Origin of the sequence: Rhodovulum sulfidophilum DSM 1374, assembly GCF_001633165.1 — a bacterium.
Classification (GTDB): Bacteria; Pseudomonadota; Alphaproteobacteria; order Rhodobacterales; family Rhodobacteraceae; genus Rhodovulum; species Rhodovulum sulfidophilum.
This window is the reverse complement of sequence record NZ_CP015418.1, coordinates 1,287,217-1,313,741: the sequence shown is the minus strand read 5'-3', so window position 1 is coordinate 1,313,741 and position 26,525 is coordinate 1,287,217. Positions and strand designations below refer to the sequence as shown.

Below are 26,525 nucleotides of genomic sequence, written 5' to 3'. Positions count from 1 at the left end.
AATTCCGCTTTCTGTTCATCATCTGGAACCGCACTATGTCAACATAAGCACCTGCTGTTCGAGGAGAAAGCGAGTTTCGGATGGTTGGCCCGCCAAAGGTCCTGACGGTGTCCTATGGAGCTTTCTCCTGCAAGCTGGAGGGGTTCGAGGATTCCTTCGGCATGATGAAGAAGATCACCGAATATTTCCGCGACCTCGCCGCGGAGGACAGGTATTTCGGCGCCGAGCCGCCCCCGCCCGATGCCGAAACGCTGCAGCGGATCGCCGAGCGCGAGGTCCGTCACCGGGTCGAAACCCGCGTCGAGCTTGACGGGATGGTGCTGCGCTCGGGCGCGCTGGAGGGGAGGGCCTCCTCTCCCGCTCCGGGAGCTCCGCCCCCGAGCGTACAGCCCCCCCGCATCGACGAGCCGGACTCTGTCGCCGCCAAGCTGGCCCGCATCCGCGCCGCCGTCGAAACCGCCCGCGCCGCCAATGCCGAGCTTGCCGATGCCGGGTTCGAGGACGAGACAGACGAAAGCGATACTCACGGCGCGACACGCGAGCCATCCCCTCCGGACGGTCCACCGGAGGCCCGGAAGACGGAGATGACTGCCTCTGAGGAGGCCGCAGCTCCTTCTTTGGACGACCGGGAAAACCGGGATCGCGCCGCCGACAGCGAGATGCCCCCGCATCCCGGCGCCGGGACGGCCCCGCCATCGCCGCCCCGCGCCCGGGTGCTGAAGCTGCGGCGCGACGATCTGAGCGCGACCCGCCCCCCCGACGAGGATGCGGAACAGTCCGCCCCCGGTCTGCAACCGGCCGAGACTGACGAAGCCGGGGCGGCCGCTGCCGCGACGGTCCGGCTGACCGATCCGGCCCCGGCGCGCAGCCGCTCGGCCGATCTTGCCGATCACGAGCTCGCATTGCAGCGGCTTCTCGACGAGGCCAACACCAAGCTCGCCGGCGCCGAACAACGGCGCCGCCAGGCCTCGATCGCGCATCTGAAGGCGGCCGTCGCCGCCACCGTCGCCGAACGCCGGGTCGACAAGCGGCTCCGGCGCGACGATGACAGCCATATGCGCCCCTATCGCCAGGCTCTGGCCGAGGTCGTGCGCGGCGATCGCAAGACGCCGCCGACGGGCGACGGCAACCGACTGGCGCCGCTCATTCTGGTCACCGAACAGCGCATCGACCGGCCCGCCCCGGAGACCGGAGCCAAGACCGGGCTGGCGACCGCCCCCAGCGGCAAGGACAAGGCAAGCCCGGAGGCGCTGCGGCTCGACGCGCCGATCCTGCCGATGACCGAGGCCCGGCTGAAGGGCTTTGCCGCCGCGACCGCCGGTCACGACCCCGCCGACCTGACGGGCCTGCTGGCCGCAGCCGCAGCCTATCTGACAAGACAGGCAGATGGGCAGGAAGGGGCGTCCCGGTTCACGCGACCGCAGCTTATCGAACTGGCACGGAGCGTTGCCGGTGACGGGTTCGAGCGCGAGGAGATGCTGCGCGCCTTCGGGCGGCATCTTCGCGACGGGCGGTTCCGGAGGGTCGGGCGCGGCCAGTTCGCGCTGGACGAGGCCGCGGCCCCGCCACAGGCGGCGGGTGCCAACCGCACCGCCTGAGCGGTCGCCACCCGAAAGCTCAGTCGCGACCGTCCCGGTCGTCCTGTTTCGCCTCGGGATCGGGCTGGCCTATGCCGCGGAAGACAAAGCGGAAAGGCAGCGCCCAGACGATGCCGAGCGCCACATAGACCAGAAGCTCGACCAGGAAGGACGGGCGGCCGAGCGCGTTCATCACGCTCACGGCCACCACGATATAGGCCGGCAATCCGATCAGCAGGATCACCAGCGACCAGCGGCGGCGGGCTTTCCAGGACAGCGCCATCAGTCGGCGAAGGGGTCGGTGACGAGGATCGTGTCGTCCCGCTCGGGCGAGGTCGACAGCAAGGCCACCGGGCAGTCGATCAGCTCTTCGACCCGGCGCACATACTTGATCGCGTTGGCGGGAAGATCGGCCCAGCTGCGCGCGCCCTCGGTCGATTCCTGCCAGCCCGGCAGTTCCTCGTAGACCGGCGTGCAGCGTGCCTGCTGATCGGCGGCGGTGGGCAGGTGGTCGAGCCGTTCGCCGTCAAGCTCGTAGCCGACGCAGACCTTGAGGGTCTCGAACCCGTCCAGAACGTCAAGCTTGGTCAGCGCGATGCCGTTCATGCCCGAGGTGGCGCAGGTCTGGCGCACCAGCACCGCGTCGAACCAGCCGCAGCGGCGCTTGCGCCCGGTGACGGTGCCGAATTCGCGGCCCCGGGTGCCGAGACGCTCGCCATCGGCATCGTCCAGCTCGGTCGGGAACGGGCCCTCGCCGACGCGGGTGGTATAGGCCTTGACGATGCCCAGCACGAAATCGATCGAGCCCGGGCCGATACCGGTGCCGGTCGCAGCCTGACCGGCGATGGTGTTCGACGAGGTGACGAAGGGATAGGTGCCGAAATCGATGTCCAGAAGCGCGCCCTGGGCGCCTTCGAACAGGATCCGGTTGCCGGCCCGGCGCTTCTCGTTCAGCACCTTCCAGACCGGCGCCGCGTATTTCAGGATCTCGGGCGCGATCTCGCGCAGGCTGGCCAGCAGCGCGTCGCGGTCGATCTCGGGCAGGCCGAGCCCCGCGCGCAGCGCGTTGTGATGCACCAGCGCCCGGTCGACCCGAAGCTCGAGCGTGGCGTCGTCGGCCAGATCGGCGACCCGGATCACCCGGCGCCCGACCTTGTCCTCGTAGCAGGGGCCGATGCCGCGGCCGGTAGTGCCGATCTTGGCCATCGCGTTCTGACCCTCGCGGGCCCGGTCGAGCTCGCCATGGAAGGGCAGGATCAGCGGGGTGTTCTCGGCAACCATCAGCGTCTCGGGCGTGACCTCGACACCCTGGCCGCGGATCGTCTCGATCTCCTTCACCAGATGCCACGGGTCAAGCACGACGCCATTGCCGATCACGCTGAGCTTGCCGCCCCGGACCACACCCGAGGGCAGCGCGTTCAGCTTGTAGATGGTGCCGTCAATGACCAGGGTATGGCCCGCATTGTGCCCGCCCTGGAAGCGCGCGACCACATCGGCGCGTTCCGAGAGCCAGTCGACGATCTTGCCTTTTCCCTCGTCGCCCCACTGGGCGCCAACGACAACGACATTGGCCACGGCCAATTCCTTTCAAGAAGCTGCAATGCAAACCCGCGCAGGTATAAACCCCTCAGGCGACGAGGCAAGGCGAAATCTGGGCAAAATCTAGACGACAGCGCCGCCCAAGCCGCTAGAATCAACCCGGGACGCCTGAAACAAGATTGAACGGAGAGCCCGAAATGGCCGCATTGTTTCTTCGCTGGCTGGTCGCCTTCCTGCTGCTGGCCCTGACCTACAACCCCACCTCCTGGAATTACCTCCGCTGGGCGATGTCGGGCTGGGACAGCCAGACGCCGATGGTGGTCCTGGCGGGACTGGTGCTGTTCACCGGCTACGTGATCTACCTGCGCGCCACGCTGCGCTCGATCGGGCCATTCGGCATGGCGCTGGTGACGGCGCTGGTCGGGGCGCTGCTCTGGGTGCTGGTCGACTGGAAGGTGCTGAGGCTCGACAATCCCGGGCTGAACACCTGGATCGGACTGCTGGCGCTGTCCTTCATATTGGGCGTCGGACTGGCCTGGAGCATCCTGCGGCGACGGTTGTCGGGGCAGGCCGATATCGACGATGTCGACGAATAGACGGCGTCGCGACCCTGCGCCGCACGGGCCCGACGGGCGCCGGAACGCCCTTGACCTGCGACGATGAGGCCGCCCGAAAGTCGTCCCAAGCGCCGGTGGCCGCGTTACACTCCCGTCGAGTCGGCACATCAAATAATCACGGAGGAACATGAATGTCCGGATTCCTGCTTCGCTGGCTGGTCGCCTTCCTGCTGCTCGCCGCCACCTACAATCCGACCGAATATAATTATATCGCCTGGGCCCAGGACAATTTCGCCACCAGCAAGCCGCTGGTCATCGGTCTTGGCGTGATGCTGGCCCTCGCGCTGCTGATCTATGTCGTCGCCGCGGTGCGCACCCTGGGCCTGCTCGGGCTCTTCCTTCTGGTCGTCATCATGGCGCTCCTGGGCTACATCCTGGTCGGCAACGGAACGCTGCAACTGGAGCTGAACAGCTTCAACATCTGGGGCTGCGCGATCCTGCTGTCGCTGATCCTCGGCGCGACCATGAGCTGGCGCTCGCCCAGCAAGATCAGGGCGCAGGCCAAAAAGGCACAGAAGGCCCGTTCGACCGCCAAGCCCGCCAACGCCTGAGGGGTTGCGGGAGCGGCCCGTTCGGCATAGGTACGCGCCAAGTTCAAGCCGGGGCCGCTCCATATGGAAAACGTCATCCTCATCGTTCACCTGATCCTCGCCGTCTGCCTCATCGGGATCGTCCTGCTGCAGCGCAACGAAGGCGGCGGGCTCGGCATGGGTGGGGGCGGCACCATCACCGGACGCGCTCCGACCACGCCGCTGGGCAAGCTGACGTGGTTTTTCGCGATCTGCTTCATCGCCAGTTCCATCGCGCTGACGATCATCGCCGCCGAGAATGCCGCCGGTTCCTCGGTCGTCGACCGGCTGGGAGGTCCGGCGCCCGCTGCCGAACAGGAGGGCGCCGCGCAGGAAGCGCCCGCGACCGAACCCGGCCTCCTGCCGCCCGCACCGGTCGTTCCCAGCGACACGCCGGCCGCCCCGCCGCGCGCCGACTGATCCGCCGCCCCCTTTCCGCCGCAGGGCCCGCTTGGTCGGGCTGCTGCGGCTTTTGACAAGACCACCACAACACATTGATTCGGGTGCCAAACACCCCCCAGCATCTTGCGGTCCGGTTGCGGTTCCGTCGCGAATCCGCTATAGTCCAAGTCCCGTGATGCTGCGGACAAGCCGCACCGAATCCAGCAGGCATCGAGCACTAGTCACGGGAGACTCCAGCACATGGCACGCTTCATTTTCATCACGGGCGGGGTTGTGTCGTCGCTGGGCAAGGGCCTGGCTTCGGCCGCGCTCGGCGCGCTTCTGCAGGCCCGGGGCTTCACCGTCCGCCTGCGCAAGCTCGACCCCTACCTGAACGTCGATCCGGGCACGATGAGCCCGTTCGAGCATGGCGAGGTCTTCGTCACCGATGACGGCGCCGAGACCGATCTGGACCTCGGCCATTACGAGCGCTTCACCGGCGTGGCGGCGCGGGCGACGGATTCGATTTCCTCGGGCCGGATCTATTCCAACGTGCTCGAACGCGAGCGCCGCGGCGACTATCTGGGCAAGACCATCCAGGTCATTCCGCACGTCACCAACGAGATCAAGGATTTCATCGCCACCGGCGAGGACGAGGTCGATTTCATGCTCTGCGAGATCGGCGGCACGGTCGGCGATATCGAGGGCCTGCCCTTCTTCGAGGCGATCCGCCAGTTCAGCCAGGACAAGCCGCGCGGCCAGTGCATCTTCATGCATCTGACGCTTCTGCCCTATATCAAGGCCTCGGGCGAGCTGAAGACCAAGCCCACCCAGCACTCGGTCAAGGAGCTGCGCTCGATCGGCATCGCGCCCGACGTGCTGGTCTGCCGCTCGGAAGGCCCGATCCCGGCCAAGGAGCGCGAGAAGCTGGCCCTGTTCTGCAATGTCCGCCCCGACAGCGTGATCGCGGCGCAGGATCTCAAATCGATCTACGAGGCGCCGCTGGCCTATCACCGCGAGGGGCTCGACCAGGCGGTGCTGGACGCGTTCCAGATCAACCCGGCGCCGAAACCGGACCTGTCGAAATGGGAAGACGTGTCCGACCGGGTCTTCAATGCCGAGGGCGAGGTCCGCGTGGCCATCGTCGGCAAGTACACCCAGCTGGAAGACGCCTATAAATCCATCGCCGAGGCGCTGACCCATGGCGGCATGGCGAACCGGGTCAAGGTCAAGGCCGAATGGATCGATGCCGAGATCTTCGAACGCGAGGACCCCGGCCCGTGGCTTGAAGGCTTCAACGCGATCCTGGTACCCGGCGGCTTCGGCGAGCGCGGGACCGAGGGCAAGATGAAGGCGGCCCAGTTCGCCCGCACCCGCGGCGTGCCCTATCTGGGGATCTGCCTCGGGATGCAGATGGCGGTGATCGAGGCGGCGCGCAACGTCGCCGAGCTGCCCGATGCGGGATCGGAGGAATTCGACCACGAGGCCGGCAAGAAGCGCTTCACCCCCGTCGTCTACCACCTCAAGGAATGGGTGCAGGGCAATGCGATGGTCAAGCGCAAGATCGGCGACGACAAGGGCGGCACCATGCGTCTGGGCAGCTACACCGCGCATCTGCTGAAGGATTCGAAGGTGGCCGGGATCTACGGCTCGACCGTGATCGAGGAACGTCACCGCCACCGCTACGAGGTCGACATCAAGTACCGCAAGCAGCTCGAAGCCTGCGGCATGGTGTTTTCGGGCATGTCCCCCGACGGCCGTCTGCCCGAGATCGTCGAGTGGAAGGACCATCCCTGGTTCATCGGCGTGCAGTTCCACCCCGAGCTGAAATCCAAGCCCTTCGCGCCGCATCCGCTGTTTGCCGATTTCGTGCGGGCCGCGGTCGAGGTCTCGCGGCTGGTCTGAGGACCGCGCGCGGGGCCATCACGCCATGCTGTCCTATCAGCACATCTACCATGCGGGAAATCTCGCCGACGTGCACAAGCATGCGCTGCTTTGCGCGATGCTCGACTATCTCACCCGCAAGGACAAGCCGCTGAGCTATATCGAGACCCATGCGGGCCGGGGGCTTTACGACCTCGCCGCGCCCGAGGCCGTCAGGACCGGCGAGGCGGCGGCGGGCATAGGCACGATGGAAGGGCGGCTGGCCGGGGACCATCCCTATCGGCGGCGGCTGGCCGAGGTTCGCGCGCGCTTCGGCGACAGCGCCTATCCCGGCTCGCCGCTGCTGGCCGCGCTGTCGCTGAGGCCCGGCGACGCGATCCATCTGGCCGAGCTGCACCCGCAGGAACGCGCCGCGCTGGAAACCGCGATGGCGCCCTTCCGCGCCCATGTGATGGCCCAGGACGGGTTTGAGGCGGCGCAGGCGCTGACCCCGCCCCTGCCCCGTCGCGGGTTGATGCTGATCGATCCCAGCTACGAGGTGAAGGCCGATTACGCCGCCATCCCCCGGCATATGGCGGCGCTGCACCGCAAATGGAACGTGGGCACGCTGGTCCTTTGGTATCCGCTTCTGCCCGCCGCACCGCACCGGCCGATGATCGCGGCACTGCGTGCGGCCTTTCCCGAGGCGCTTTGCCACGAGGTCCGGTTCCCGCCCGCGCGCGAGGGCCACGGGCTGATCGGCTCGGGGCTGTTCGTCGTCAACCCGCCCTGGGGGATCGAAGCCGAGGCGGCCGCCCTCGGGAGGCTTTTCGGCACCGTCCCCGGTCACGCTGGGTAAGGACGCTGCGCGAACGGTCTTTTCCGGCAGCCGGGGCCGGGCTATATCAGCGCCCATGTTCGCAGATTTCCTCAATCGCCTGATCGGCCCCGACCCCGCCCAGCTCGACGATCCAGATGCGCGGCTGGCGCTTGCGGCGCTGCTGGTGCGAATCGCCCGGACCGATGGCGACTATGCCAGCGAGGAGGCCGAGCGGATCTCGCGCATCCTCGCCACCCGCTACGGGCTGAGCCCGGAACAGGCGCTCGAGCTGCGCGACCGGGCCGAGACGCTGGAGGCGCAGGCGCCCGATACCGTGCGCTTTACCCGCGCGATCAAGGATGCCGTGCCCTATGAGGATCGCGAGGGTGTGGTCGAGGCCTTGTGGGAGGTGGTGCTGGCCGACGGCATCCGCGACGAGGAAGAGGACGGGCTGCTGCGCCTTGTCGCAAACCTGCTTGGCGTGAACGACCGCGACAGCGCGCTGGCGCGGCAGCGGGCCGAGGCACGGCTGGCCGGCTGAGGCCACGCCGCCGAGACTGCACCCCAGACCGCCTTGGCCCCCGGATCTTTCATAAGAACAAGTCGCTGTTCTCGCCGCATGCGCGGATCGGCGCCCGCCGACTCTGCTCGTGGCGGGTCGGGCGGCCGCGCTTGGGGGCACGCGACCTCGGGCCGCGCCCAAATCCTGTGCGTCCGGCTTTCAGGACAGCGGTTCCCCGTTGCATTCAGGTCCGAATTGCGTCCTACTCCGAGCCCGAACATCAACTTGCCCCGGCTTTCGCGTGACTGACACAACACCGCCCGTTCTCGACATTCGCGATCTGCACAAGAGCTATGGCGATCTTGAGGTGTTGAAGGGCGTCTCGATTTCCGCGCCGAAAGGCCATGTCGTGTCGCTGATCGGTTCGTCCGGCTCGGGCAAATCCACCCTCCTGCGCTGCGCCAACCTGCTGGAGGACAGCCAGCAGGGCGAGATCCTGTTCGAGGGCGAACCGGTCAAGTGGCGCGGCCGGGGTCCCGGGCGCCATCCCTCCGACCGCCATCAGGTGATCCGCATCCGGACCAACCTGTCGATGGTGTTCCAGCAGTTCAACCTCTGGGCCCATATGACGATCCTGCAGAACGTGATGGAGGCCCCCGTCACCGTGCTGGGCGAGCCGCGCCAGGAGGTCGAGGCCCGCGCGCGGGCGCTGCTCGACAAGGTCGGCATCGGCGATAAATGCGGCGCCTATCCGGCCCAGCTTTCGGGCGGTCAGCAGCAGCGCGCCGCCATTGCGCGGGCGCTGGCGATGGAACCGCGCGCGCTGCTGTTCGACGAGCCGACCTCGGCGCTCGACCCCGAATTGCAGCAGGAGGTGGTCAAGGTCATCAAGGTCCTGGCCGAGGAAGGCCGGACGATGATGCTGGTGACCCATGACATGCGGCTGGCGGCCGATGTCTCGGACCATGTCGTGTTCCTGCATCAGGGGCTGATCGAGGAACAGGGCCCGCCCGGACAGGTCTTCGGCGCGCCCGCCTCCGAGCGCCTCAAGCAGTTTCTCAGCGCAACGGCCGCGTGACTGGCCATAAAAGACAACATGGGAGAATTCCGATGAAAAAGCTGATCCTTGGCACTGCCGCCCTCGCGCTTTCGGCGGGCATGGCGCTGGCACAGGACGTCGTGCGCCTGGCCACCGAGGGCGCCTACCCGCCCTACAACTTCATCAACGATGCCGGCGATGTCGACGGTTTCGAACGCGACCTCGGCGACGAGCTCTGCAAGCGCGCCGAACTGAACTGCACCTGGGTCACCAATGACTGGGATTCGATCATCCCGAACCTCGTCTCGGGCAATTACGACGCCATCCTCGCCGGGATGAGCATCAGCCCCGAGCGCCAGGAAGTCGTCGCCTTCACCCAGCCCTACACGCCCCCCTCGCTGTCCGCCTATGCCGCGCTGAGCGACGATGTCGACCTGGAAAACAGCGTGATCTCGGCCCAGACCGGCACGATCCAGGCCAATCATGTGGTCGATACCGGCGCGACGCTGCTGGAATACCCGACCTCCGACGAATGCGTCGACGCCGTGCGCAATGGCGAGGCCGAGGCGGTGCTGGCCGACAAGGACGTCCTGGTGCCGATCGTGAACGAGGGCGACCTGGTCTTCGTCGGCGAGGACACCGCGCTGAGCAACGGCATCGGCATGGCCTTCCGCAAGTCCGACCCCGAGCTGAAGGACAAGTTCGACGCCGCGGTCCAGTCGATGAAGGATGACGGCACCCTGAATGAGCTCATCATCAAATGGATGGGCGAAGACTCCCCCCGCTGGTAAGAAAGACTGATGCGGGCGGGGCGGCCGGTTCGCCCCGCCCCGCCTGAGCCCCCCCCCCCGCCTGAGCCCCCATGTTCGCATCCTGCGCCGATCCCTCCACCCTCGAAGGTCTGAACTGGCTTGCCTGCTATCTCACCAGCGGCAAGCACATGGCGTTCTACCAGTCCTTCCTGGTCGTGCTTGCCCTGCTGGCGGTCACCGCTCCGGCAGCGCTTCTGTTCGGCTTCGGCGGCGCCATGGCCGCGCGCTCGCGGATCTGGCCGGTGCGGATCCTGGGCCGCATCTATACGGCGATGGTCCGCGGCGTCCCCGACATCGTCTTCTTCCTGTTCGTGCCCATCGCCATGGATCAGGGCTTCGAATGGCTCCGGCACAAGACCAAATGCCCCGACTGGACCGAGCCGGTCCGGCAGGGCAGCGATTTCGTGGTCTGCCCGGCGGCCAAGCTGCCGCTGTCGACCAGCCCGCAATGGGTGCATGAAACCTACGGCTTCGCGCTGGCGGTGCTGGCCTTCGCGGTGGTCTTCGGCGCCTTCGCGGCCAATGTGCTTTACGGCGCGATGCGTGCCGTGCCCCGCGCCCAGATCGAGACCGCCGAGGCCTATGGCATGACCCGCCGCCAGGCGTTCTGGCGGGTGCTGGTGCCGCAGATGTGGATCTACGCGCTGCCGGGCCTGTCGAACCTGTGGATGATCCTGATCAAGGCCACGCCGCTTCTGTTCCTGCTGGGGGTGCAGGACATCGTCTACTGGGCGCGCGAGCTGGGCGGCTCGAAGACCTCGATCTTCGCCTATCCGCATCCCGACTGGCGGATCTACTACTTCCTCGGCCTGCTGATCTTCTACCTGCTGCTGACGCGGGTCTCCGAGGCGGTGCTGAGCAGGCTGACGGCGCGGCTTTCCCATGGCCAGGCGACGCTTGCGGGCGAAGCCCAGCGAAAGGCCGCGCAATGAGCTGCGCCCAGACCTTCCACGACTATGCCTTCCGCTCGCTCGGCTATGGCGAGCGGCTGCTGCCGCGTTCGGATTTCACGCTTTGCGAGCAGTTCACCCTGATCGGCTCGGGGCTGGTCTGGAACATCTATTTCGGGGCGCTCGCGCTGTTCTTCGGCTTCTTCCTCGCGACCGCCGTCGCGGTGGCGCGCGACAGCCGCTTGCTGGCGGTCCGCAAACCGGCCGAATGGTTCATCTTCGTCTTCCGCGGCTCGCCGCTCTTCATCCAGTTCTTCCTGGCCTACCAAGCCTTCGTGCTGCTACCCAGGAACGGGATCGAGCTGAACCTGGTCTTCACCCAGATCACTGCCGACACCCATTTTCTGACCCGCGCCTGGGCCGGGGCGCTGATCGTGCTGTTCCTGAACACCGCCGCCTATTCCGGCGAGATCTTCTACGGCGCGCTCCGATCGGTGCCGAAGGGCGATCTCGAGGCCGCCGACGCCTATGGCATGGCAGGCTGGACCCGGTTCCGCCGCATCGTCTGGCCGACCATGCTGAGGCTGGCCTGGCCCGCCTATACCAACGAGGCGATCTTCCTGTTCCACGCCACGACGCTGGTCTTCTTTTCCGGCTTTCCGGCCTGGCAACAGAAGGGCGACGCGCTCTATTATGCGAACTACTTCGCAGACAAGACCTTCAACCCCTTCATCCCCTATCCCATCGTGGCCTTCTATTTCATCCTCGTGACACTGGCGATCGTCGGCCTGTTCGGGCTGATCAACCGCCGTTTGAACCGCCACCTGCCAGCCGAGAACCGGCCGCGCCTGAGGGTCCGCCCGCAGGTCATAAGATGAGCACCTGGCTTCGCGACAATCCCGAAATCCGCACCATCCGGATGGCCGCCTGCGACCTGAACGGCCAGGCGCGCGGCAAGCGCGTGCCCTCGCGATTTGCCGGCAAGATCGAGGAGGAAGGCACCCGGTTTCCGCTTTCGGTGCTCAATCTCGACATCTGGGGCGAGGATATCGAGGGCAGCCCGCTGGTCTTCGAGACCGGCGATGCCGACGGGGTGCTGCGCCCGACCGGGCGCGGCTTCGTGCCGATGCCCTGGCTCGATGCGCCGACCGCGCTTCTGCCCTTGTGGATGTTCGACGAACGCGGCCGCCCCTTCGAGGGCTGCCCGCGCCATGCGCTGGCGGTGGTGCTGGAGCAATATGAAAAGCGCGGATGGGCGCCGCAGGTCGCGACCGAGCTCGAATTCTACCTGATCGACGACAGCGCCGCGGTGCTGCACCCGCCGCGCTCGCCCCGCTCGGGCAAGCGCCGCGAGGCGGGCGAGATCCTCAGCCTGCGCACGCTCGACGCCTTCGACAACTTCTTCACCGATCTCTACGACGCCTGCGAGGCGATGGACATTCCCGCCGATGCGGCGATCTCGGAGGCCGGGACCGGCCAGTTCGAGATCAACATGATGCACGGCCCGGCGATGAAGGCCGCCGACGATGCCTGGCTGTTCAAGCTTCTGGTGCGCGGCATGGCGCGGCGGCACGGCTTCGCCGCCAGCTTCATGGCCAAGCCCTATGCCGACGATGTCGGCAACGGAATGCACACCCATTTCTCGGTGCTGGACGCGCATGGCCACAACATCTTCGACGATGCCAGCCCGGAAGGGTCGGGCTTTCTGCGTCAGGCGGTGGCGGGCTGTCTGGCAGCGCTGCCCGACATGACGCTGATCCTTGCCCCCCATGCCAACAGCTATACCCGGCTGGTGCCCGGCAACCATGCCCCCACCGGCATCTGCTGGGCGCATGAGAACCGCACCGCCGCGATCCGCATTCCCGGCGGCAGCCCCCGCGCCCGCCGGATCGAGCACCGCGTCGCGGGCGGCGACATCAACCCCTATCTGATGATCGCGGCGATCCTCGGCGCGGCGTTGCAGGGCGTCGAGGAACAGCTCGAACCGCCGCCGCCCATCACCGGCAATGCCTATGAACTCGACCTGCCGCAGATCCCGACCTGCTGGCAGAGCGCCATCGACTCCTTCGAGCAGAGCCCGCGCATGGCCCGGATCTTCCGGCGCGGCCTGATCCGCAACCTCGCCATGACCAAGCGACAGGAAGCGCGCCGCATCGCGGAGCTCGACGAGGAGGCGCAGATGGCGCTGTATCTCGACACGGTCTGAGACCCGTCCGGATTTTGCTCGTCCGGATGTGGCCCGTCCGGGAGAGGCCCGTCCGGGAGAGGCTGGTGCGCGGGGGCTTGCCCGCCTGTCGCCCCACGACTAGGTTGGGCGCACATAATCAAGAGACTCCCATGCAGATCGGTATCCTGCAGACAGGTCACGCGCCCGACGCGCTTCGCGCGGCGCATGGCGACTATCCCGACATGTTCGTGCGGCTGCTCGAGGGCCACGGCCTCGAGTTCCGGACCTGGCCCGTGCTCGACATGGCGTTTCCGCCCTCGGTCCATGCGGCCGAGGGCTGGCTGATCACCGGATCGCGCTTCGGCGCCTATGAGGATCACGCCTTCATCCACCCGCTGGAAGAGTTCATCCGCCAGGCCCATGCCGAAGGCGTGCCGCTGGTCGGCATCTGCTTCGGGCATCAGATCATCGCCCAAGCCCTGGGCGGGCGGGTCGAGAAATTCGCGGGCGGCTGGTCGGTCGGACCGCGCGACTACCGCATCGAGGATCGCGACTACCGGCTGAATGCCTGGCATCAGGATCAGGTCGTCGTCCCGCCCGCCGGCGCCGAGACCGTCGGCAGCACGCCCGGCTGCGCCCATGCCGCGCTGATCTATGGCGACCGCGCCTTCACGGTGCAGCCGCATCCGGAATTCGCCCCCGCCTTCGAACGGGGCCTGATCGAGGAGCGCGGCCCCGGCGTGGTGCCCGAGGATGCCCTGGCCGAGGCCCGTGCCCGGCTCGATCTGCCCACCGACTCGGCCGCGATGGCCGGGCGGATCGCACGTTTCTTCACCGAAAGGCGCTGAGCCATGCAAGACTGGCGCGACCAGCTTCCCGAGGCCGCCCTCACCTATATCGAAGGCCGCCGCCTCGACGAGGTCGAGTGCATCGTGGCCGATCTCGCGGGTGTCGCCCGCGGCAAGGCGATGCCGGCGGGTAAATTCGCCACCCAGACCCGGTTCTACCTGCCGAACTCGATCTTCCAGCAGACCATCACCGGCGACTGGGCCGATATCGAGGGCCGGCCCTTCACCGAACCCGACATGATCCTGACCCCCGATTTCAGCACCGCCTCGGCCGCACCCTGGACCGCCGACTATACCCTGCAGGTGATCCATGACGTCTTCGACCAGCAGGGAGAAATGGTGCCGACCGCGCCGCGCAATGTGCTCAAGCGCATCGTCGCGCTGTACAATGACCGGGGCTGGATCCCGATCGTGGCGCCCGAGATGGAATTCTTCCTCGTCGCCCGCAATACCAACCCCTCGGAACCGGTGCAGCCGCCGATGGGCCGGTCGGGCCGCCGCGCCGCCGCCCGTCAGGCCTATTCGCTGAGCGCGGTCGACGAATACGGCCCGGTGATCGACGACATCTACGATTTCGCCGAGGCGCAGGGGCTGGAGATCGACGGCATCCTGCAGGAAGGCGGCGCGGGCCAGGTGGAACTGAACCTGCGCCATGGCGACCCGGTCAAGCTGGCCGACGAGATCTTCTACTTCAAGCGGCTGATCCGCGAGGCGGCGATGCGGCATGAATGCTACGCCACCTTCATGGCCAAGCCCATCGAGCACGAGCCGGGCTCGGCGATGCATATCCACCATTCGGTGGTGGACGCGACGACCGGGCTGAACATCTTCTCGAATGCCGATGGCAGCGAAAGCCCGGCCTTCCTGCATTTCATCGCCGGGCTCCAGACCCACATGCCCTCGGTGGTCGCGCTGCTGGCGCCTTACGTGAACAGCTACCGCCGCTACGTCCCCGATTTCGCGGCGCCCATCAACCTGCTCTGGGGGCGCGACAACCGCACCACCGGGCTCAGGGTTCCGGTCTCGGAACCCGAGGCGCGCCGGGTCGAGAACCGGCTGGCGGGGATGGACTGCAACCCCTATCTCGGCATCGCCGCCTCGCTTGCCTGCGGCTATCTCGGGCTGATCGAAGGCCAGGATCCGCGCCCCGAATTCACCGGCGACGCCTATTCCGGCGATGAGGACATCCCCCGCAACGTGGCCGAGGCGCTCGATCTCTTCGAGGCGGCCTCGCCGATGCGCGACATCCTCGGCGAAGAGTTCTGCACCGTCTATTCGGCGGTCAAGGAACTGGAATACAAGCAGTTCCTGCAGGTCATCAGCCCCTGGGAACGCGAACATCTGCTGCTGAACGTATGAACCTTCTCTTCGCCAACGACCGCCGCGGAACCTATCCGCCCAGCTGGTATGCCGAGACCACGCCGCCGCTGCCGCCCTTCGCGCCGCTGGACGGCGACCGGCGCGCCGATATCTGCATCGTCGGCGGCGGCTATACCGGGCTGTCGGCGGCGCTGCATCTGGCCGAGGCCGGGCGCGACGTGGTGCTGGTCGAGGCGCATCGGGTGGGCTTCGGTGCCTCGGGCCGCAATGGCGGGCAGGTCGGATCGGGGCAGCGGCTGCACCAGGACGCGCTGGAGCGGATGCTGGGCGACGGGCCCGCGACGCGGCTCTGGCATCTGGCCGAGGACGCCCGGACGCTGGTTTCCGACCTGATCGCCCGCCACGACATCGCCTGCGACCTGCGCCCCGGCATCGTCTATGCCGAAAGCACCGCGCGCGGCACCCGCGAGGCCCATGCCTATGCCGAAAAGCTGCGGAGCGACTACGATTACGACCTGCTCGAGCCGCTGACCCGCGACGAGCTGCAGGCCATCGTCGGCGCGCCTTGCTATCGCGGCGGGGTACTCGACTGGGGCGGCAGCCATCTGAACCCGCTGGCCTATGCGCTGGGGCTGGCCCGGGCGGCCGAGCGGGCGGGCGCCACGATCCACGAGGCCACGCTGGTCGAGCGGGTCGATGCCGGCGCCGTCGTGGTGACGGATCGCGCCCGGATCATCGCCGACCGGGTGATCCTGGCGGCCAACGGCTATCTCGGCGGGCTCGAACGGCATGTCGCGGCCCGGGTGATGCCGATCAACAACTACATGGTCGCGACCGAGCCGCTCGGCGAGCGCGCCGCCTCGGTGCTGGCGCGCGACGTGGCCGTGGCCGACAGCCGCTTCGTCGTCAACTACTTCCGGCTTTCGCCCGACGGGCGGCTTCTGTTCGGCGGCGGCGAGAGCTATGGCTACCGCTTCCCGGAAGACATCCGCGCGCTGGTGCGCAAGCCGCTGCTGAAGGTCTTCCCGCAGCTTTCGGATGTCGCGCTGACCCATGCCTGGGGCGGCACGCTTGCGATCACCCGCTCGCGGCTGCCCTGCCTGGCCACCCCGGCGCCGGGCATCTTCTCGGCCTCTGGCTTTTCGGGCCATGGCGTGGCGATGGCGACGCTGGCGGGCCGGGTGCTGGCCGAAGCGGCGCAAGGCGAAAGCACGGATTTCGAGACCTTCGCCCGCATCCCCAGCCGCCCCTTCCCCGGCGGCAGCGCCTTCCGCGCACCGCTTCTGGCGCTTGCGATGGCATGGTATGCTTTGAGGGACACAGCGGGCATCTGATCGCCCCCGTCGCCATCCTGTCACATCTGTCGGGCAGGTCCGGTCGCATATCGTCGTGCAGGAAACGACATGAGGAGATGGCGCTGAATGACCTGTTCCCGCAATGTCTACGACGCCGAGCCGATCCCCGAAGGCGCCGGTGCCGAGATCGAACGCCTGCTGCAAAGCGGTGACCTGTTCCGCTATACCGCCGCGTCCGACGCCCCGGTGACGCTGCTCGAACGCGACTTCGCCGCCATGATGGGCCTGCCCTATGCGCTGGCGGTCTCGTCCTGCTCGGCTGCGCTTTTCCTCGCGCTCAAGGCGCTGGACCTGCCGCGCGGCGCGCGCGTCCTGGTCCCGGCCTTCACCTTCGCCGCCGTGCCCTCGGCGGTCGTCCATGCCGATTGCGTGCCGGTCCTGGTCGAGGTCGGGTCGGATTTCCGGATCGACCTCGAGGATTTCGCGGCCCGGATCGACGAGGACATCGCCGCCGTCCTGATCAGCCACATGCGCGGCCATACCTCGGACATGGACGTCATCGCCGCCGCCTGCGCGGCGCGCGGCCTGCCGCTGATCGAGGATGCGGCGCATTCGTTGGGCACGCTCTGGCATGGCCGCAAGGTCGGCACGCTGGGCCGGATCGGCTGCTTTTCCTTCCAGTCCTACAAGCTGGTCAATGGCGGTGAGGGCGGGATGCTGCTCACCGACGATCCCGATCTCGTCGCCCGCGCCGTCATCATGTCGGGCGCCTACGAGCATAACTGGAAAAAGCATGACGGGCTGTCGGCCAGCTTCGCCCGGTGGCAGAACCGGCTGCCGCTTTACAACATGCGCATGCAGAACCTCTCGGCCGCGGTGATCCGCCCGCAACTGCCCGAGGTGCCGCGCCGGGTCCGCGACGGGCGGGCGGGGCACGATCACGTGGCCGAGCGGCTGAACCGCTCGCCCTGGCTCTCGGTGCCGCCGCCGTTGCCGCCCGAAACGCGCGCCCCGGATTCGATCCAGTTCAACCTGGTCGGCTTCGGCAGCGATGACGAGGCCCGCGCCTTCCAGACCGCCGCAGCCGAGCGGGGGGCGCAGGTGCAGGTCTTCGGGCTTGCCGCCGACAATGCGCGGGCGTTCTGGAACTGGGGGTTTCTCGACGAGCTGCCGGGCGGGCCGCGACGCGACCTTCCGAAGACGCGGGCGATGCTGATGCGTGCCTGCGACGCGCGCCTGCCCGCACATCTGCCGCGCGCCGAGCTCGACCGCATCGCCGATATTCTGGTGGCCGCTGCCGAGGCGGTGAAGGGCGCGGAGGCACGCGCCTACGGCACTTGACCCGGTTGACACCGAACCGCCCTGCGGCGACAAGGCGATAGTCAAAAAAAGCGCCCGGAAGAACCGGGCGCAAGTCGCGGAACGAGGGACAGTGAAGCAGGACGAAGCCGTTCCGGGGCCCCGTCCTTCTTCGGTGAGATGGGGGCTCTGCCCCGGCTTGTCCAGTTCGATCATGCAAGTGTGATCGGACGGCGCCCGCCAGTCCCCGGGCGGCCCGACCCGGACCTTCGGCCCTCTATCGGCTCTGTGCCTGCTCCTGTGCCGCCGCATAAAGCGCCACCGCCGCAGCATTCGAGACATTGAGCGAGCCGAACCCGCCCGCCGCCGGTATCCGCACCAGCCCGTCGCAGGTCTTCCGCGTCAGCTCGCGCAAGCCCGGGCCCTCGGCCCCCAGCACCAGCCCGACCGGCGCGGCGCCCAGCCCGGCAAGCCCCTCGCCCAGCGTCTGCCCGGCCTCGCCGTCCAGCCCGAGCAATGTGTAGCCCATGCCCTTCAGCTCTTCCATCGTCCGGGCCAGGTTCGGCACCCGCAGATAGGGCTGGCGTTCCAGCGCCCCCGAGGCCGTCTTGGCCAGCGCCCCGGTCTCGGGCGCGGAATGACGGTGCGGCGCGATCACCGCCCGGGCTCCGAACACCTCGGCCGAGCGCAGGATCGCGCCGACATTATGCGGGTCGGTCACCCGGTCCAGCAGCACCGTCAGGGCCGGTCCCTGCCCCGGGTCGCAGACCTCGCCGAGCTTGCCCCAGTCCAGCGGCTTGACCTCGAGCGCCGCGCCCTGATGCACCGAGTCCGGGTCGAGCGGCGCGGCAAAGCGGCGCGGATCGCTGATCTCGGGCTCGATCCCGGCAGCGGCGATGGCCGAGGCAAGACGGTCGGCCGCATTCCGCGTCGCCACCAGCCGCAGCTTCTCGCGCAGCGGATTCTCCAGCGCATCGCGCACGGCATGCAACCCGAACAACCAGACGGTTTCGGCCGCAGCAGCCCGCCGCGCGCGTTCCTTCTCGATCACCCAGGTAGGTTTCTTGGCCACGTCATCGCCCCTTTCCGACAGGCGGCGACCATGGCGCCTCGAGGACGCCGCCGCAAGGGATTTTCCTGTTGACGCGCCCGCGCGCCTTGCGTATCCAGCGCCTCACTCAGGGCGACGCGCTGCAAGGTGCGGCAGCGGACTGTAAATCCGCCGGGGAGACCCACGCCTGGTTCGATTCCAGGGTCGCCCACCATTTACCCCATTTCCAAAGGGTAAATTGGTGACATACCAAAACCTCCCAAGCCTTGCCTGACCTGATCGAGCACGCAGCAGTGCGGTCTGAACCGGCACGTAATCGCGAGGCCCAGGCCCATCAGGCCGTTCGCACCAGCATGAGCTCCACCACCGCCGCGAATGTCGCATCCGGCCTGTCAATCTGGTAGGTGCGCGGCAGACCGCTGCGCTTGGAGATGGTGAATCCGTCAAGAAACACCTCCAAATTCGCAACCTGCGCCCAGGTGAGACGTTCGTTCTTCTCAACGCCTTCAAAGACAATCGCCTTGTCCGTGACCAGAAGCCTTCCGCATGTGACGTGCTCCCCTGAGCAGTCCGCGGTTTGAGGTTAGCCTGTTCTCCAAACGAGGAGACAGACGATGCGGAAAAGCCGTTTCAGCGAAGAGCAGATCATTGGCATCTTGAAGGAGCATCAGGCCGGGATAGGTGCCAAGGAACTGTGCCGCAAGCACGGCATCAGCGATGGCACCTTCTACAAATGGCGCTCGAAGTATGGCGGCATGGAAGTGTCCGAGGTCAAGAGGCTGAAGGCCCTGGAGACTGAGAACGCCAAGCTGAAGAAGATGCTGGCGGAACACATGCGTGTATCGACCCAGCTGAATCTGCTCAGGTTAAGCCGCTAATGTGAATGCCTCGGCAGGCGTGCGCATGGCAAGGGCCTGATGAGGGCGGCGGTTGTGGCAGTCGATCACCAACGCCAAGGAATCCCAGCCGTCCTTGCCCGTCCAGATACGGGCGAGATCCGTCGACCAGCGCTCGTTCGGCGCAGCCGCAACCGACGGCACGGCCTGGATGCGAGGTCGCATGCCCACGGCACGCTTGCGCACCTGCCAGCCCTTGATCTGGAAGATCCGCTGCACGGTGTTCTTGTTGAACCCCAGGAGCCAAGCCACGGTCCGATAGCCAAAGGACGGCTCTTCCTCGATCAGCTTCTTGATCGGCTCGGAAAAGCGGGCCTCGACCTTAGGCGCAGCCTTCACCGGCTTGTAGTAGACCGTCCGCCTCGGGATGGCTACGTTCTCCCTTGTAGCATGAGCAGGTTTTCAGTGGGTCGATACAATCCGCGCCTGCAACGAGATAATGCGCTCCATGACAACGCCGCCCCGAAGGCAAGACCATCGGGGCTTGTCGCACAGAGCTTTGAGGCGAAGCCACTGCGCGGAAAAAGTGTGTAATACTGGCCCAGCCGAAGCCGTTTCCACCCGCGATCGCAGGACGAACTGGTCGGACGATAACAGGCCACTGCGCCAGCGGAGGTTGTTCTCGGCCCGGCCTGCTCCTGAAAAGGTCTGGCACGCCGAAAAGACCCGCGAACGAGGAGCGCCTGAAACATTCTCCGCTGCCGAGGTCACCGGCGGCCCAAGCAGAAGGGTGAAGGCCGCCCCACACCCGCTCAAGATCGCTTTGGGCAGAAGCGCTTCCCGCACCATTCCAGCGAGACTGCGCCAGCCGCCGCCAAGCCGAAGGCGTGGAGGAACATCGAGAGCGCCGACCATGTCGCCCTTTATGACAAGATAGAAATAATCCTCCAGGAAGGCTCGAAACGGTCTTTCGCCAGAACTTGGCCCAAGGCACCGGAAGGGTGTCTGTCTGCAAGGCGCGCCCGGCATATCGCCCGCAGCTAGGGGTTTTCAGGGCCGAGGCCCAGGCGTCATGCCGAAACGCTTCAGCGCAGCAGCTCGACCAGCTTCAGCGACAGCTCCGGGAAGGCCGCGACCGCCGCGAGCCCCAGCAGGCTTGTCAGCAGGAAGGGCGCCGCGCCGCGGGCGATCTGCTCGATCGACAGCTTGGTCACATTGGCCGCGACATAGAGGTTGATGCCGACCGGCGGGGTGAACAGCCCGATGGCGAGGTTGACCATCACCACCACGCCGAACCAGACCGGATCCCAGCCCATCTCGCGCATCACCGGCAGGAAGATCGGCAGCGAGATGAACATCACCGTGATCGCATCCATGAACATGCCCGCGACCAGCAGGATCACCATGATCGCAAGCAGGATCACCCATTGATTGTCGCTCAGCCCCAGCAGCGCGCCGGAATAGGTCCCGACCAGATCCTCGACCGTCACCACCCAGCCGAAGATCCCGGCATAGGCCACGACCAGCATCACCACCGCCGAGGAGGCGGCGGCATCGGCCAGCGCCTCGTAAAGCCCCCTTATCGTGAGGGTCCGGTAGACGATCGCCCCCACCCCCAGCGCATAGACCGTGGCGACAAGCGCGGCCTCGGTCGGGGTGAAGATCCCCGAATAGATGCCGCCCAGAATGACCAGAGGCGTCAGCAGCCCCCAGAACGCCTCGCGGAACGACGCCGCCAGCCGCCGCCCATAGGGCAGATCCGCATGCGGTGCAGGGCTCAGCGCGTCAAGCGCCTCCCGCCCGGCGCCGCGTCGCGCGGCAAAGGGCAGCGTCGCCAGCATCACCAGCCCCATGAAGAGCCCCGGCACCACGGCCGCCAGAAACAGCTGCGAGATCGAGGTCTCGGCGATCACGCCATAGATCACCAGCCCGATCGAGGGCGGAATCACGATGGACAGCGCGGCCCCGGTACAGACCAGCCCCGCCGCAGAGGCGCGGGAATAGCCGTCTTCCTCCATGCCCTTGACGATCATCGGCCCGATGGCCGCGACCGAGGCCGGGCCCGAGCCGCTGACCGCGCCCCAGAACAGGCAGACCACGGTGCCCACCACGCCCATGCCGCCCGGCATCGAGCCGATCATCACCCTGAAGAAGCGGATCATCCGCTCGGCGATGCCGAGGGTGCCCATCAGCGTGCCCGCCAGGATGAAGAACGGGATCGCCAGCAGCGAGAACTTGGTCACCCCCGCCGCGATCAGATCGCCCGCGAGATCGAAGCCGAAGCCGATCTGTCCCATCGCATAGAAGGCCGAAAGCCCCAGCGAGAAGGCCACCGGCACCCGAAGCGCCATCAGCACGAAGAACAGGATCACCATCTCGCTGCCCGCGCCGAGGCCGGGGATCAGATCAGACATGGGGCGTCTCCGGCGGCAGCTCGGCCGGGCCGCCGCCCAGCACCTCGCGGACATGTTGCAGATAGCGGATCAGGATCAGCGCAAAGCCGAAGGGCACCGCCGCCTGATAGTACCAGGCCGGGATGCCCAGCGCATAGGACCGCATCCCGTTGGCGTGCAGATTGGCCAGCACATCCCAGGACACCCAGGCCGAAAGCCCCAGCAGCAGCGCCGAAAGCCCTGCTGCCAGCACGAAAAGCGGCTTGCGCAGCGGCCGCGGCAGCAGATCATGCACCAGCGTCACCGCCAGATGCTCGCCCCGCCGCGCAGCGATGGCGGCCCCGAACACGGTCAGCAGCAGAAAGCCGTTGGTCAGTAGCTCTTCGCTCGCGGCCAGCGAGTAATTGGTGCCATAGCGCACCACGACATTGGCAAAGCCTATCGCCGTCATGCCGAGGAACAGCACGGCACAGACGATCTTCTCGGCCTCTCGAAGAAGGAAGCGCATGGGCAGGCCTACCGGGTCTTTCGCAAGGGGCAGGCGCCGGGCCGGAGCCTGCCCTCGGGCGGCACCGGCCCGGCGCGCCAGGGGTCAGTTGGAGTCGGCGATGGCCGACTGGAACGCCTCGACGATCTCGGGGCCGACCTTTTCGGACCATTTGTCGAAGGCGGGCTTGGTCGCGGCGCGGAAGGCTTCAAGCTCTTCGGGGGTCGGCTCGTAGACCTCCATGCCCTTCTCGCGCAGGAAGTCGACGCCCGAGGCGGTCGCCTCGCGCGAGATCTGGCGTTGCCAGGCCATCGCCTCGACTGCGGCCTTGCGCATCTTCTCCTGGGTCTCGGCGTCGAGACTGTCCCATTTCGACTGCGAGACGCCGAGGAAGACCGGATCGTAGGAATAATGCCAGGCGGTCAGGTATTTCTGCATCTCGTAGACCTGCTGCGGGATGATCACCGCGCCGATCGGGTTTTCCTGACCGTCGACCACGCCCTGCTGCAGCGCGGTCAGCGTCTCGGACCATTGCATCTGGGTCGGGTTGGCGCCGAGCGCATTCATCACGTCGATATACATCGGCCCCGACACCCGCATGTTGAGGCCCTGCATGTCCTCGGGGGTCTTCACCGGGCGCACGCTGTTGGTCAGCTCGCGGAAGCCGTTCTCGCCCCAGGCCAGCACGACGATCCCCTTGTCCAGAAGGATCTCGGCCATCATCTCGCCGGGCGCGCCCTGGGTGGTGGCGTCGACCTCGTCATAGGAACCGTAAAGATAGGGCAGCGAGAACACCGCCATCTCGGGCACCAGGGGCGTGACGTTGATCGCCGAGGTGACGACAAGATCCAGCGCGCCGCGGCCCACCATCTCGGTCATCTTCATCTGGTCGCCGCCCGCAAGCTGCGCATTGGGGAAGACCCGGACCTTCAGGTCGCCATCGGTCGCCTCGGCCAGCAGCTCGCCGAATTTCTCGGCGCCCTTGTGCCAGGTCGTGGTGTCGCCGACATTATGCGACAGTCGCAGGGTCTCGGCCGAGGCCGTCCCCAGCATCATCGCCCCCGCGATCAGCGCGGCCAGCGCGCCGCCTCCCAGTCGAACAGCCTTCATCCGTTTCCTCCGTCTTGCGCCCGCCCGTCCGGGGCGATGTCCCTTGGCGGGCCGGTCGGGCCCGCGGGCCATATCAAGACCAGAACCGGGCGCCCGGCACAAGCCGAGAAGCCCGTTGTCGGTAACAGGATCGCCTGAAAACACAGCTCAGGCGAAACAATCCTGCGCAAATACAACCCAACGACGCAAGGATCGCTTCATCGGGGGCTTGCTGCACTCGCGACCCGAAGCGGCCCTGCCCCTTCCGCCATCCGATCCCGGCCAGAGCCCCGATCCGTCGCCCGGCCCGTCATCGGGACCGCCAAGGCGCGGGGCATCGGCCGGGCACATTCCTCCGCCGCCCAAAGGCCATCAGGGCGAGGCTGGCGGGCTGAAACGGGGGGTGTCTTCGCCGCGGGTCAGACTGCGGCGCCGGCCAGCACGGCGTCGGTGTCGCGGGCTTCGGGCAGGCTCGACTGGCTGCCGATCCGGGTGCAGGCGATGGCCGCCGCCGCCGCCGCCCGGCGCAGCGCCGCCTCGGGCGTCTCGCCGCGATCCAGAGCCGCCGCGAAGACCCCGACGAAGCAGTCTCCGGCCGCGGTCGTGTCCTTCACCGTGCAGGATAGCGCGGGGATAGAAACCTCCTGCCCCTGCCAGCAGAGTTCGGCCCCCTCGCCGCCCAGCGTGCGCAGGATGCCCGCGCCCGAGGCCAGAGCCAGCGCGCGGGGTTCGGGCGCGCAGCCCAGCCAACCCGCCATCGCCGCCGCCTCGTCCTCGTTGACCACGATCAGATCGCAAAGCCCCAGCACCTCGGGATCGAGCCGATAGGCCGGAGCGAGGTTCAGGATCGACATCGCCTTGGCAGGCCGACAGCGGCGGATGAGCCGCTCGATCTCGGCGGGGTCGTTCTCCATCTGCAACAGAAGAACCGAAGCGCGGTCCAGCAGCGCATCCTCGACGCCGCCCGACGCGGCCGCCAGATTGGCGCCGCCCGCCACCACGATCTCGTTCCGGCCCTCGGCATCGCGGTGGATCGCGGCACAGCCGGTGGAGGCCTCCAGCCGGGCCACGCGCGAAAGATCGACCCGGCCCTTCAGCCCGGCCAGCGCGACCTCGGCCAGCGCGTCCTGCCCGACCGCGCCCGCCATCGCCACCTCGGCGCCGTCAAGCGCCGCAGCCAGCGCCTGATTGGCGCCCTTGCCGCCCGCCTCGGTGGCCAGCCCCTTCGCCATCAGGGTCTGGCCCGGACGGGGCAGCGTCTCGACCGAGAAGATCAGGTCGGCATTCAGCGAACCGAAGGTGACGATCATGCGGCAGCCTCGCTTTCCGGGATCTGGATGAAATGGCCCTCGCCGATCTCGCGGTAAAGCCGTTTCGGAGCGACATAATCGGCCGGCCGATAGGGGCTGCGGATCTCGTCGCCCGAAACCACCCGGCGGCGGCGGCGCGACGGGTCGGCCACCGGCACCGCGGCGATCAGCTTGCGGGTATAGGGGTGCCGGGGGTTCTCGAACACGGCCGCGCGCGGGCCGATCTCGACGATCTCGCCCAGATACATCACCGCGACCCGGTGGCTGATGCGCTCGACCACGGCCATGTCATGGCTGATGAACAGGTATCCCAGCCCGTAGCGTTCCTGCAGATCGAGCATCAGGTTGATGACCTGCGCCTTCACCGAGACATCCAGCGCCGAGACGGATTCATCGGCGACGATCAGTTTCGGCTCCAGCGCCAGCGCCCGGGCGATGCAGATCCGCTGACGCTGGCCGCCCGAGAATTCATGCGGGAAGCGCTGCATCATCTCGCTCGACAGCCCCACCCGTTCCAGCAGGTCGGCAACCCGCGCCGGCGCCTCGCGGCGCGAGACCAGCCCGTGCACGACCATCGGTTCGGCGATGGCCTCGCCGATGCGGATGCGCGGGTTGAGGCTTTCGAACGGGTCCTGAAAGATCATCTGCACGTCGCGGCGGATCTTCGTCAGTTCCGAATGCCCGGCGCCGCGCACATCATGCCCGTCCATCGCGACGCTGCCGCCCGAGGGGTCTTCCAGCCGGATCAGCGACCGGCCCGTGGTCGACTTGCCGCAGCCGCTTTCGCCCACCAGCGACAGGGTCTCGCCCTGGCGCAGCTCGAACGAGATGTCCTCGACGGCATGGATGCGGCCGACGACCCGGCGCAGCAGGCCCTTGCGGACCGGAAAGCGGGTCACGAGATTGTCGACCTTCAGGACCGGCGGTTCGTCGGCGCGCACGGTATCGGCGGTGGGCGGCGGCGGCGCGATCTCGCCCGTCGCCATGTCGACCCGCGGAAAGCGCAGCGGCCGGTCCTGCCCCGCCATGGCGCCCAGCTGCGGCACCGCCGACAGGAGCGCCCGCGAATAGGGATGGCGCGCCGCGCGGAAGATCCCGGCGGTCGTGGCCTTCTCGACCACCTCGCCGCGATACATGACGACGGTCCGGTCCGAGATCTCGGCCACCACCCCCATGTCATGGGTGATGAAGAGGACCGACATGCCCTCTTCCTCCTGCAACGTCTTGATCAGCTCGAGGATCTGGGCCTGGATCGTGACGTCAAGCGCGGTGGTCGGCTCATCGGCGATCAGCAGCCGGGGCGCGCAGGCCAGCGCGATGGCGATCACCACGCGCTGACGCATGCCGCCCGAGAAGTTCATCGGATATTCACCCAGCCGCGCCGCCGCCGAAGGGATGCGCACCCGGTCCAGAAGCCGCACCGCCTCGGCCTCGGCCGCCGCGCCGTCCATCCCGCGATGGCGCCGCAGCACCTCGGTGATCTGGTCGCCGATCTTCAGGACCGGGTTCAGCGAGGTCATCGGCTCCTGGAAGATCATGCCGATCCGGTTGCCCCGGATCGCCTGCATGTCATCAAGAGGCATCGCCAGCAGATCCTGCCCCTCGAAGACGATCCGGCCTTCGGTGCGGGAATTGGCGGGCGACAGCAGCCGCATGATCGACATCGCGGTCACGCTCTTGCCCGAGCCCGACTCGCCCACCACCGCCACCGTCTCCTGCGGGCCGATATCGAAGCTCACGCCCTCGACGACGGTGCGCCACTGGCCCTCGACACGGAAGGCCGCGCTCAGCTCCTCGACGGAAAGAACCGGGGTATCCATC

26 protein-coding genes, 1 tRNA gene and 1 pseudogene are annotated in these 26,525 nt (G+C 67.4%); 18 read left to right on the top strand and 10 right to left on the bottom strand.

Annotated features, from left to right (window positions below; all coding sequences use genetic code 11):
• Positions 1-80 precede the first annotated feature (80 nt).
• On the top strand, positions 81-1,598 hold the full coding sequence (locus tag A6W98_RS06320; protein ID WP_063491313.1) for a hypothetical protein: 1,518 nt from the start codon (positions 81-83) through the stop codon (positions 1,596-1,598).
• A 19-nt stretch (positions 1,599-1,617) separates the two neighbouring features.
• Here the strand turns inward: A6W98_RS06320 and A6W98_RS06315 are convergent, their stop codons facing one another.
• Both A6W98_RS06315 and A6W98_RS06310 read right to left on the bottom strand, forming a co-directional pair.
• Positions 1,618-1,860 carry a DUF2842 domain-containing protein gene (locus A6W98_RS06315; protein WP_042459279.1) on the bottom strand — a complete coding sequence of 81 codons (243 nt, stop codon included), beginning with the start codon at positions 1,858-1,860 and terminating at the stop codon, positions 1,618-1,620.
• Positions 1,860-3,152 (bottom strand): adenylosuccinate synthase, encoded by a 1,293-nt coding sequence (locus A6W98_RS06310; protein WP_042459276.1) that lies wholly within the window; start codon positions 3,150-3,152, stop codon positions 1,860-1,862. Before A6W98_RS06310 ends, A6W98_RS06315 begins: the two co-directional genes overlap by 1 nt.
• A 161-nt stretch (positions 3,153-3,313) precedes the next feature.
• Here A6W98_RS06310 and A6W98_RS06305 point away from each other — a divergent pair, with 161 nt between their 5' ends.
• The 15 genes from A6W98_RS06305 (at position 3,314) to A6W98_RS06235 (ending at position 17,580) form a co-directional block, all read left to right on the top strand.
• Positions 3,314-3,712, top strand: a complete 399-nt coding sequence (locus tag A6W98_RS06305) for a DUF6524 family protein (protein WP_042459273.1) — start codon at positions 3,314-3,316, stop codon at positions 3,710-3,712.
• Positions 3,713-3,864: 152 nt separating this feature from the next.
• Entirely contained in the window at positions 3,865-4,284 is a 420-nt protein-coding gene (locus A6W98_RS06300; protein ID WP_042459269.1) for a DUF6524 family protein, read from the top strand.
• Positions 4,285-4,347: 63 nt separating this feature from the next.
• Positions 4,348-4,722: a preprotein translocase subunit SecG gene (gene secG / locus A6W98_RS06295; protein ID WP_042459266.1), complete on the top strand. Its 375-nt coding sequence runs from the start codon at positions 4,348-4,350 to the stop codon at positions 4,720-4,722.
• Between the two features lie 222 nt (positions 4,723-4,944).
• Entirely contained in the window at positions 4,945-6,588 is a 1,644-nt protein-coding gene (gene pyrG / locus A6W98_RS06290) for a CTP synthase (RefSeq protein WP_042459263.1), read from the top strand.
• A gap of 25 nt (positions 6,589-6,613) precedes the next feature.
• Positions 6,614-7,405: a 23S rRNA (adenine(2030)-N(6))-methyltransferase RlmJ gene (locus A6W98_RS06285; RefSeq protein WP_042459260.1), complete on the top strand. Its 792-nt coding sequence runs from the start codon at positions 6,614-6,616 to the stop codon at positions 7,403-7,405.
• Positions 7,406-7,460: 55 nt separating this feature from the next.
• Positions 7,461-7,907 carry a tellurite resistance TerB family protein gene (locus tag A6W98_RS06280; RefSeq protein ID WP_042459257.1) on the top strand — a complete coding sequence of 149 codons (447 nt, stop codon included), beginning with the start codon at positions 7,461-7,463 and terminating at the stop codon, positions 7,905-7,907.
• Positions 7,908-8,169: 262 nt separating this feature from the next.
• Positions 8,170-8,946, top strand: a complete 777-nt coding sequence (locus A6W98_RS06275) for an ABC transporter ATP-binding protein (RefSeq protein ID WP_042459252.1) — start codon at positions 8,170-8,172, stop codon at positions 8,944-8,946.
• Positions 8,947-8,978: 32 nt separating this feature from the next.
• Positions 8,979-9,698, top strand: a complete 720-nt coding sequence (locus A6W98_RS06270) for a transporter substrate-binding domain-containing protein (RefSeq protein ID WP_042459249.1) — start codon at positions 8,979-8,981, stop codon at positions 9,696-9,698.
• 71 nt (positions 9,699-9,769) lie between these two features.
• Positions 9,770-10,651 (top strand): ABC transporter permease, encoded by an 882-nt coding sequence (locus A6W98_RS06265; RefSeq protein ID WP_042459245.1) that lies wholly within the window; start codon positions 9,770-9,772, stop codon positions 10,649-10,651.
• Entirely contained in the window at positions 10,648-11,487 is an 840-nt protein-coding gene (locus A6W98_RS06260; protein WP_042459242.1) for an ABC transporter permease, read from the top strand. Before A6W98_RS06265 ends, A6W98_RS06260 begins: the two co-directional genes overlap by 4 nt.
• Positions 11,484-12,815: a glutamine synthetase family protein gene (locus A6W98_RS06255; RefSeq protein WP_042459240.1), complete on the top strand. Its 1,332-nt coding sequence runs from the start codon at positions 11,484-11,486 to the stop codon at positions 12,813-12,815. Before A6W98_RS06260 ends, A6W98_RS06255 begins: the two co-directional genes overlap by 4 nt.
• Positions 12,816-12,946: 131 nt before the next feature.
• Positions 12,947-13,624: a type 1 glutamine amidotransferase gene (locus A6W98_RS06250; RefSeq protein ID WP_042459238.1), complete on the top strand. Its 678-nt coding sequence runs from the start codon at positions 12,947-12,949 to the stop codon at positions 13,622-13,624.
• Between the two features lie 3 nt (positions 13,625-13,627).
• Complete coding sequence (locus tag A6W98_RS06245; protein WP_042459236.1) at positions 13,628-14,983, top strand: glutamine synthetase family protein; 1,356 nt, start codon at positions 13,628-13,630, stop codon at positions 14,981-14,983.
• On the top strand, positions 14,980-16,278 hold the full coding sequence (locus A6W98_RS06240; protein ID WP_042459233.1) for an NAD(P)/FAD-dependent oxidoreductase: 1,299 nt from the start codon (positions 14,980-14,982) through the stop codon (positions 16,276-16,278). The genes A6W98_RS06245 and A6W98_RS06240 overlap by 4 nt, the downstream gene beginning before the upstream one ends.
• A gap of 87 nt (positions 16,279-16,365) precedes the next feature.
• The gene (locus A6W98_RS06235; protein ID WP_042459230.1) at positions 16,366-17,580 is read left to right on the top strand and encodes a DegT/DnrJ/EryC1/StrS family aminotransferase; all 1,215 of its coding nucleotides are present in this window, start codon (positions 16,366-16,368) and stop codon (positions 17,578-17,580) included.
• A gap of 235 nt (positions 17,581-17,815) precedes the next feature.
• Here A6W98_RS06235 and rlmB read toward each other — a convergent pair whose 3' ends face one another.
• Positions 17,816-18,610 (bottom strand): 23S rRNA (guanosine(2251)-2'-O)-methyltransferase RlmB, encoded by a 795-nt coding sequence (gene rlmB / locus A6W98_RS06230; RefSeq protein WP_042459227.1) that lies wholly within the window; start codon positions 18,608-18,610, stop codon positions 17,816-17,818.
• A gap of 109 nt (positions 18,611-18,719) precedes the next feature.
• On the opposite strand from rlmB, the gene A6W98_RS20930 reads away from it, so the two are divergent.
• Positions 18,720-18,803 (top strand) — tRNA-Tyr (locus A6W98_RS20930).
• Positions 18,804-18,923: 120 nt separating this feature from the next.
• Here A6W98_RS20930 and A6W98_RS22125 read toward each other — a convergent pair.
• Positions 18,924-19,049, bottom strand: a complete 126-nt coding sequence (locus A6W98_RS22125) for a hypothetical protein (RefSeq protein ID WP_264580083.1) — start codon at positions 19,047-19,049, stop codon at positions 18,924-18,926.
• A gap of 154 nt (positions 19,050-19,203) precedes the next feature.
• Between A6W98_RS22125 and A6W98_RS06225 the strand changes: the two are divergent.
• Positions 19,204-19,425, top strand: a pseudogene (locus tag A6W98_RS06225) (transposase); the annotation flags it as partial.
• Positions 19,426-19,455: 30 nt separating this feature from the next.
• Here A6W98_RS06225 and A6W98_RS22305 read toward each other — a convergent pair.
• The 6 genes from A6W98_RS22305 to A6W98_RS06195 form a co-directional block, all read right to left on the bottom strand.
• A complete protein-coding gene (locus A6W98_RS22305; RefSeq protein WP_196760249.1) occupies positions 19,456-19,824 on the bottom strand; it encodes a hypothetical protein in 369 nt (122 codons plus the stop codon).
• Between the two features lie 686 nt (positions 19,825-20,510).
• On the bottom strand, positions 20,511-21,839 hold the full coding sequence (locus A6W98_RS06215; RefSeq protein WP_042459221.1) for a TRAP transporter large permease: 1,329 nt from the start codon (positions 21,837-21,839) through the stop codon (positions 20,511-20,513).
• On the bottom strand, positions 21,832-22,326 hold the full coding sequence (locus A6W98_RS06210) for a TRAP transporter small permease (RefSeq protein WP_042459219.1): 495 nt from the start codon (positions 22,324-22,326) through the stop codon (positions 21,832-21,834). Before A6W98_RS06210 ends, A6W98_RS06215 begins: the two co-directional genes overlap by 8 nt.
• Positions 22,327-22,410: 84 nt before the next feature.
• Positions 22,411-23,415 carry a DctP family TRAP transporter solute-binding subunit gene (locus tag A6W98_RS06205; RefSeq protein ID WP_042459217.1) on the bottom strand — a complete coding sequence of 335 codons (1,005 nt, stop codon included), beginning with the start codon at positions 23,413-23,415 and terminating at the stop codon, positions 22,411-22,413.
• Positions 23,416-23,813: 398 nt separating this feature from the next.
• Positions 23,814-24,704, bottom strand: coding sequence for a ribokinase (locus A6W98_RS06200; protein ID WP_042459215.1), 891 nt, complete (start codon positions 24,702-24,704; stop codon positions 23,814-23,816).
• The gene (locus A6W98_RS06195) at positions 24,701-26,524 is read right to left on the bottom strand and encodes an ABC transporter ATP-binding protein (protein ID WP_042459213.1); all 1,824 of its coding nucleotides are present in this window, start codon (positions 26,522-26,524) and stop codon (positions 24,701-24,703) included. Before A6W98_RS06195 ends, A6W98_RS06200 begins: the two co-directional genes overlap by 4 nt.
• Position 26,525: the final 1 nt, after the last annotated feature.

What these genes read in the sequence shown, in the direction of transcription:
- A6W98_RS06235 (WP_042459230.1), top strand. Translation starts at nt 16,366, where the DNA reads ATGACCTGTTCCCGCAATGTCTACGACGCCGAGCCGATCCCCGAAGGC.
- A6W98_RS06270 (WP_042459249.1), top strand. Translation starts at nt 8,979, where the DNA reads ATGAAAAAGCTGATCCTTGGCACTGCCGCCCTCGCGCTTTCGGCGGGC.
- A6W98_RS06250 (WP_042459238.1), top strand. Translation starts at nt 12,947, where the DNA reads ATGCAGATCGGTATCCTGCAGACAGGTCACGCGCCCGACGCGCTTCGC.
- pyrG (WP_042459263.1), top strand. Translation starts at nt 4,945, where the DNA reads ATGGCACGCTTCATTTTCATCACGGGCGGGGTTGTGTCGTCGCTGGGC.
- A6W98_RS06285 (WP_042459260.1), top strand. Translation starts at nt 6,614, where the DNA reads ATGCTGTCCTATCAGCACATCTACCATGCGGGAAATCTCGCCGACGTG.
- A6W98_RS06265 (WP_042459245.1), top strand. Translation starts at nt 9,770, where the DNA reads ATGTTCGCATCCTGCGCCGATCCCTCCACCCTCGAAGGTCTGAACTGG.
- A6W98_RS06305 (WP_042459273.1), top strand. Translation starts at nt 3,314, where the DNA reads ATGGCCGCATTGTTTCTTCGCTGGCTGGTCGCCTTCCTGCTGCTGGCC.
- A6W98_RS06280 (WP_042459257.1), top strand. Translation starts at nt 7,461, where the DNA reads ATGTTCGCAGATTTCCTCAATCGCCTGATCGGCCCCGACCCCGCCCAG.
- A6W98_RS06315 (WP_042459279.1), bottom strand. Translation starts at nt 1,860, where the DNA reads ATGGCGCTGTCCTGGAAAGCCCGCCGCCGCTGGTCGCTGGTGATCCTG.
- A6W98_RS06255 (WP_042459240.1), top strand. Translation starts at nt 11,484, where the DNA reads ATGAGCACCTGGCTTCGCGACAATCCCGAAATCCGCACCATCCGGATG.
- A6W98_RS06245 (WP_042459236.1), top strand. Translation starts at nt 13,628, where the DNA reads ATGCAAGACTGGCGCGACCAGCTTCCCGAGGCCGCCCTCACCTATATC.
- A6W98_RS06320 (WP_063491313.1), top strand. Translation starts at nt 81, where the DNA reads ATGGTTGGCCCGCCAAAGGTCCTGACGGTGTCCTATGGAGCTTTCTCC.
- A6W98_RS06240 (WP_042459233.1), top strand. Translation starts at nt 14,980, where the DNA reads ATGAACCTTCTCTTCGCCAACGACCGCCGCGGAACCTATCCGCCCAGC.
- A6W98_RS06195 (WP_042459213.1), bottom strand. Translation starts at nt 26,524, where the DNA reads ATGGATACCCCGGTTCTTTCCGTCGAGGAGCTGAGCGCGGCCTTCCGT.
- A6W98_RS06205 (WP_042459217.1), bottom strand. Translation starts at nt 23,415, where the DNA reads ATGAAGGCTGTTCGACTGGGAGGCGGCGCGCTGGCCGCGCTGATCGCG.
- A6W98_RS06210 (WP_042459219.1), bottom strand. Translation starts at nt 22,326, where the DNA reads ATGCGCTTCCTTCTTCGAGAGGCCGAGAAGATCGTCTGTGCCGTGCTG.
- secG (WP_042459266.1), top strand. Translation starts at nt 4,348, where the DNA reads ATGGAAAACGTCATCCTCATCGTTCACCTGATCCTCGCCGTCTGCCTC.
- A6W98_RS06260 (WP_042459242.1), top strand. Translation starts at nt 10,648, where the DNA reads ATGAGCTGCGCCCAGACCTTCCACGACTATGCCTTCCGCTCGCTCGGC.
- A6W98_RS06215 (WP_042459221.1), bottom strand. Translation starts at nt 21,839, where the DNA reads ATGTCTGATCTGATCCCCGGCCTCGGCGCGGGCAGCGAGATGGTGATC.
- A6W98_RS06200 (WP_042459215.1), bottom strand. Translation starts at nt 24,704, where the DNA reads ATGATCGTCACCTTCGGTTCGCTGAATGCCGACCTGATCTTCTCGGTC.
- A6W98_RS06300 (WP_042459269.1), top strand. Translation starts at nt 3,865, where the DNA reads ATGTCCGGATTCCTGCTTCGCTGGCTGGTCGCCTTCCTGCTGCTCGCC.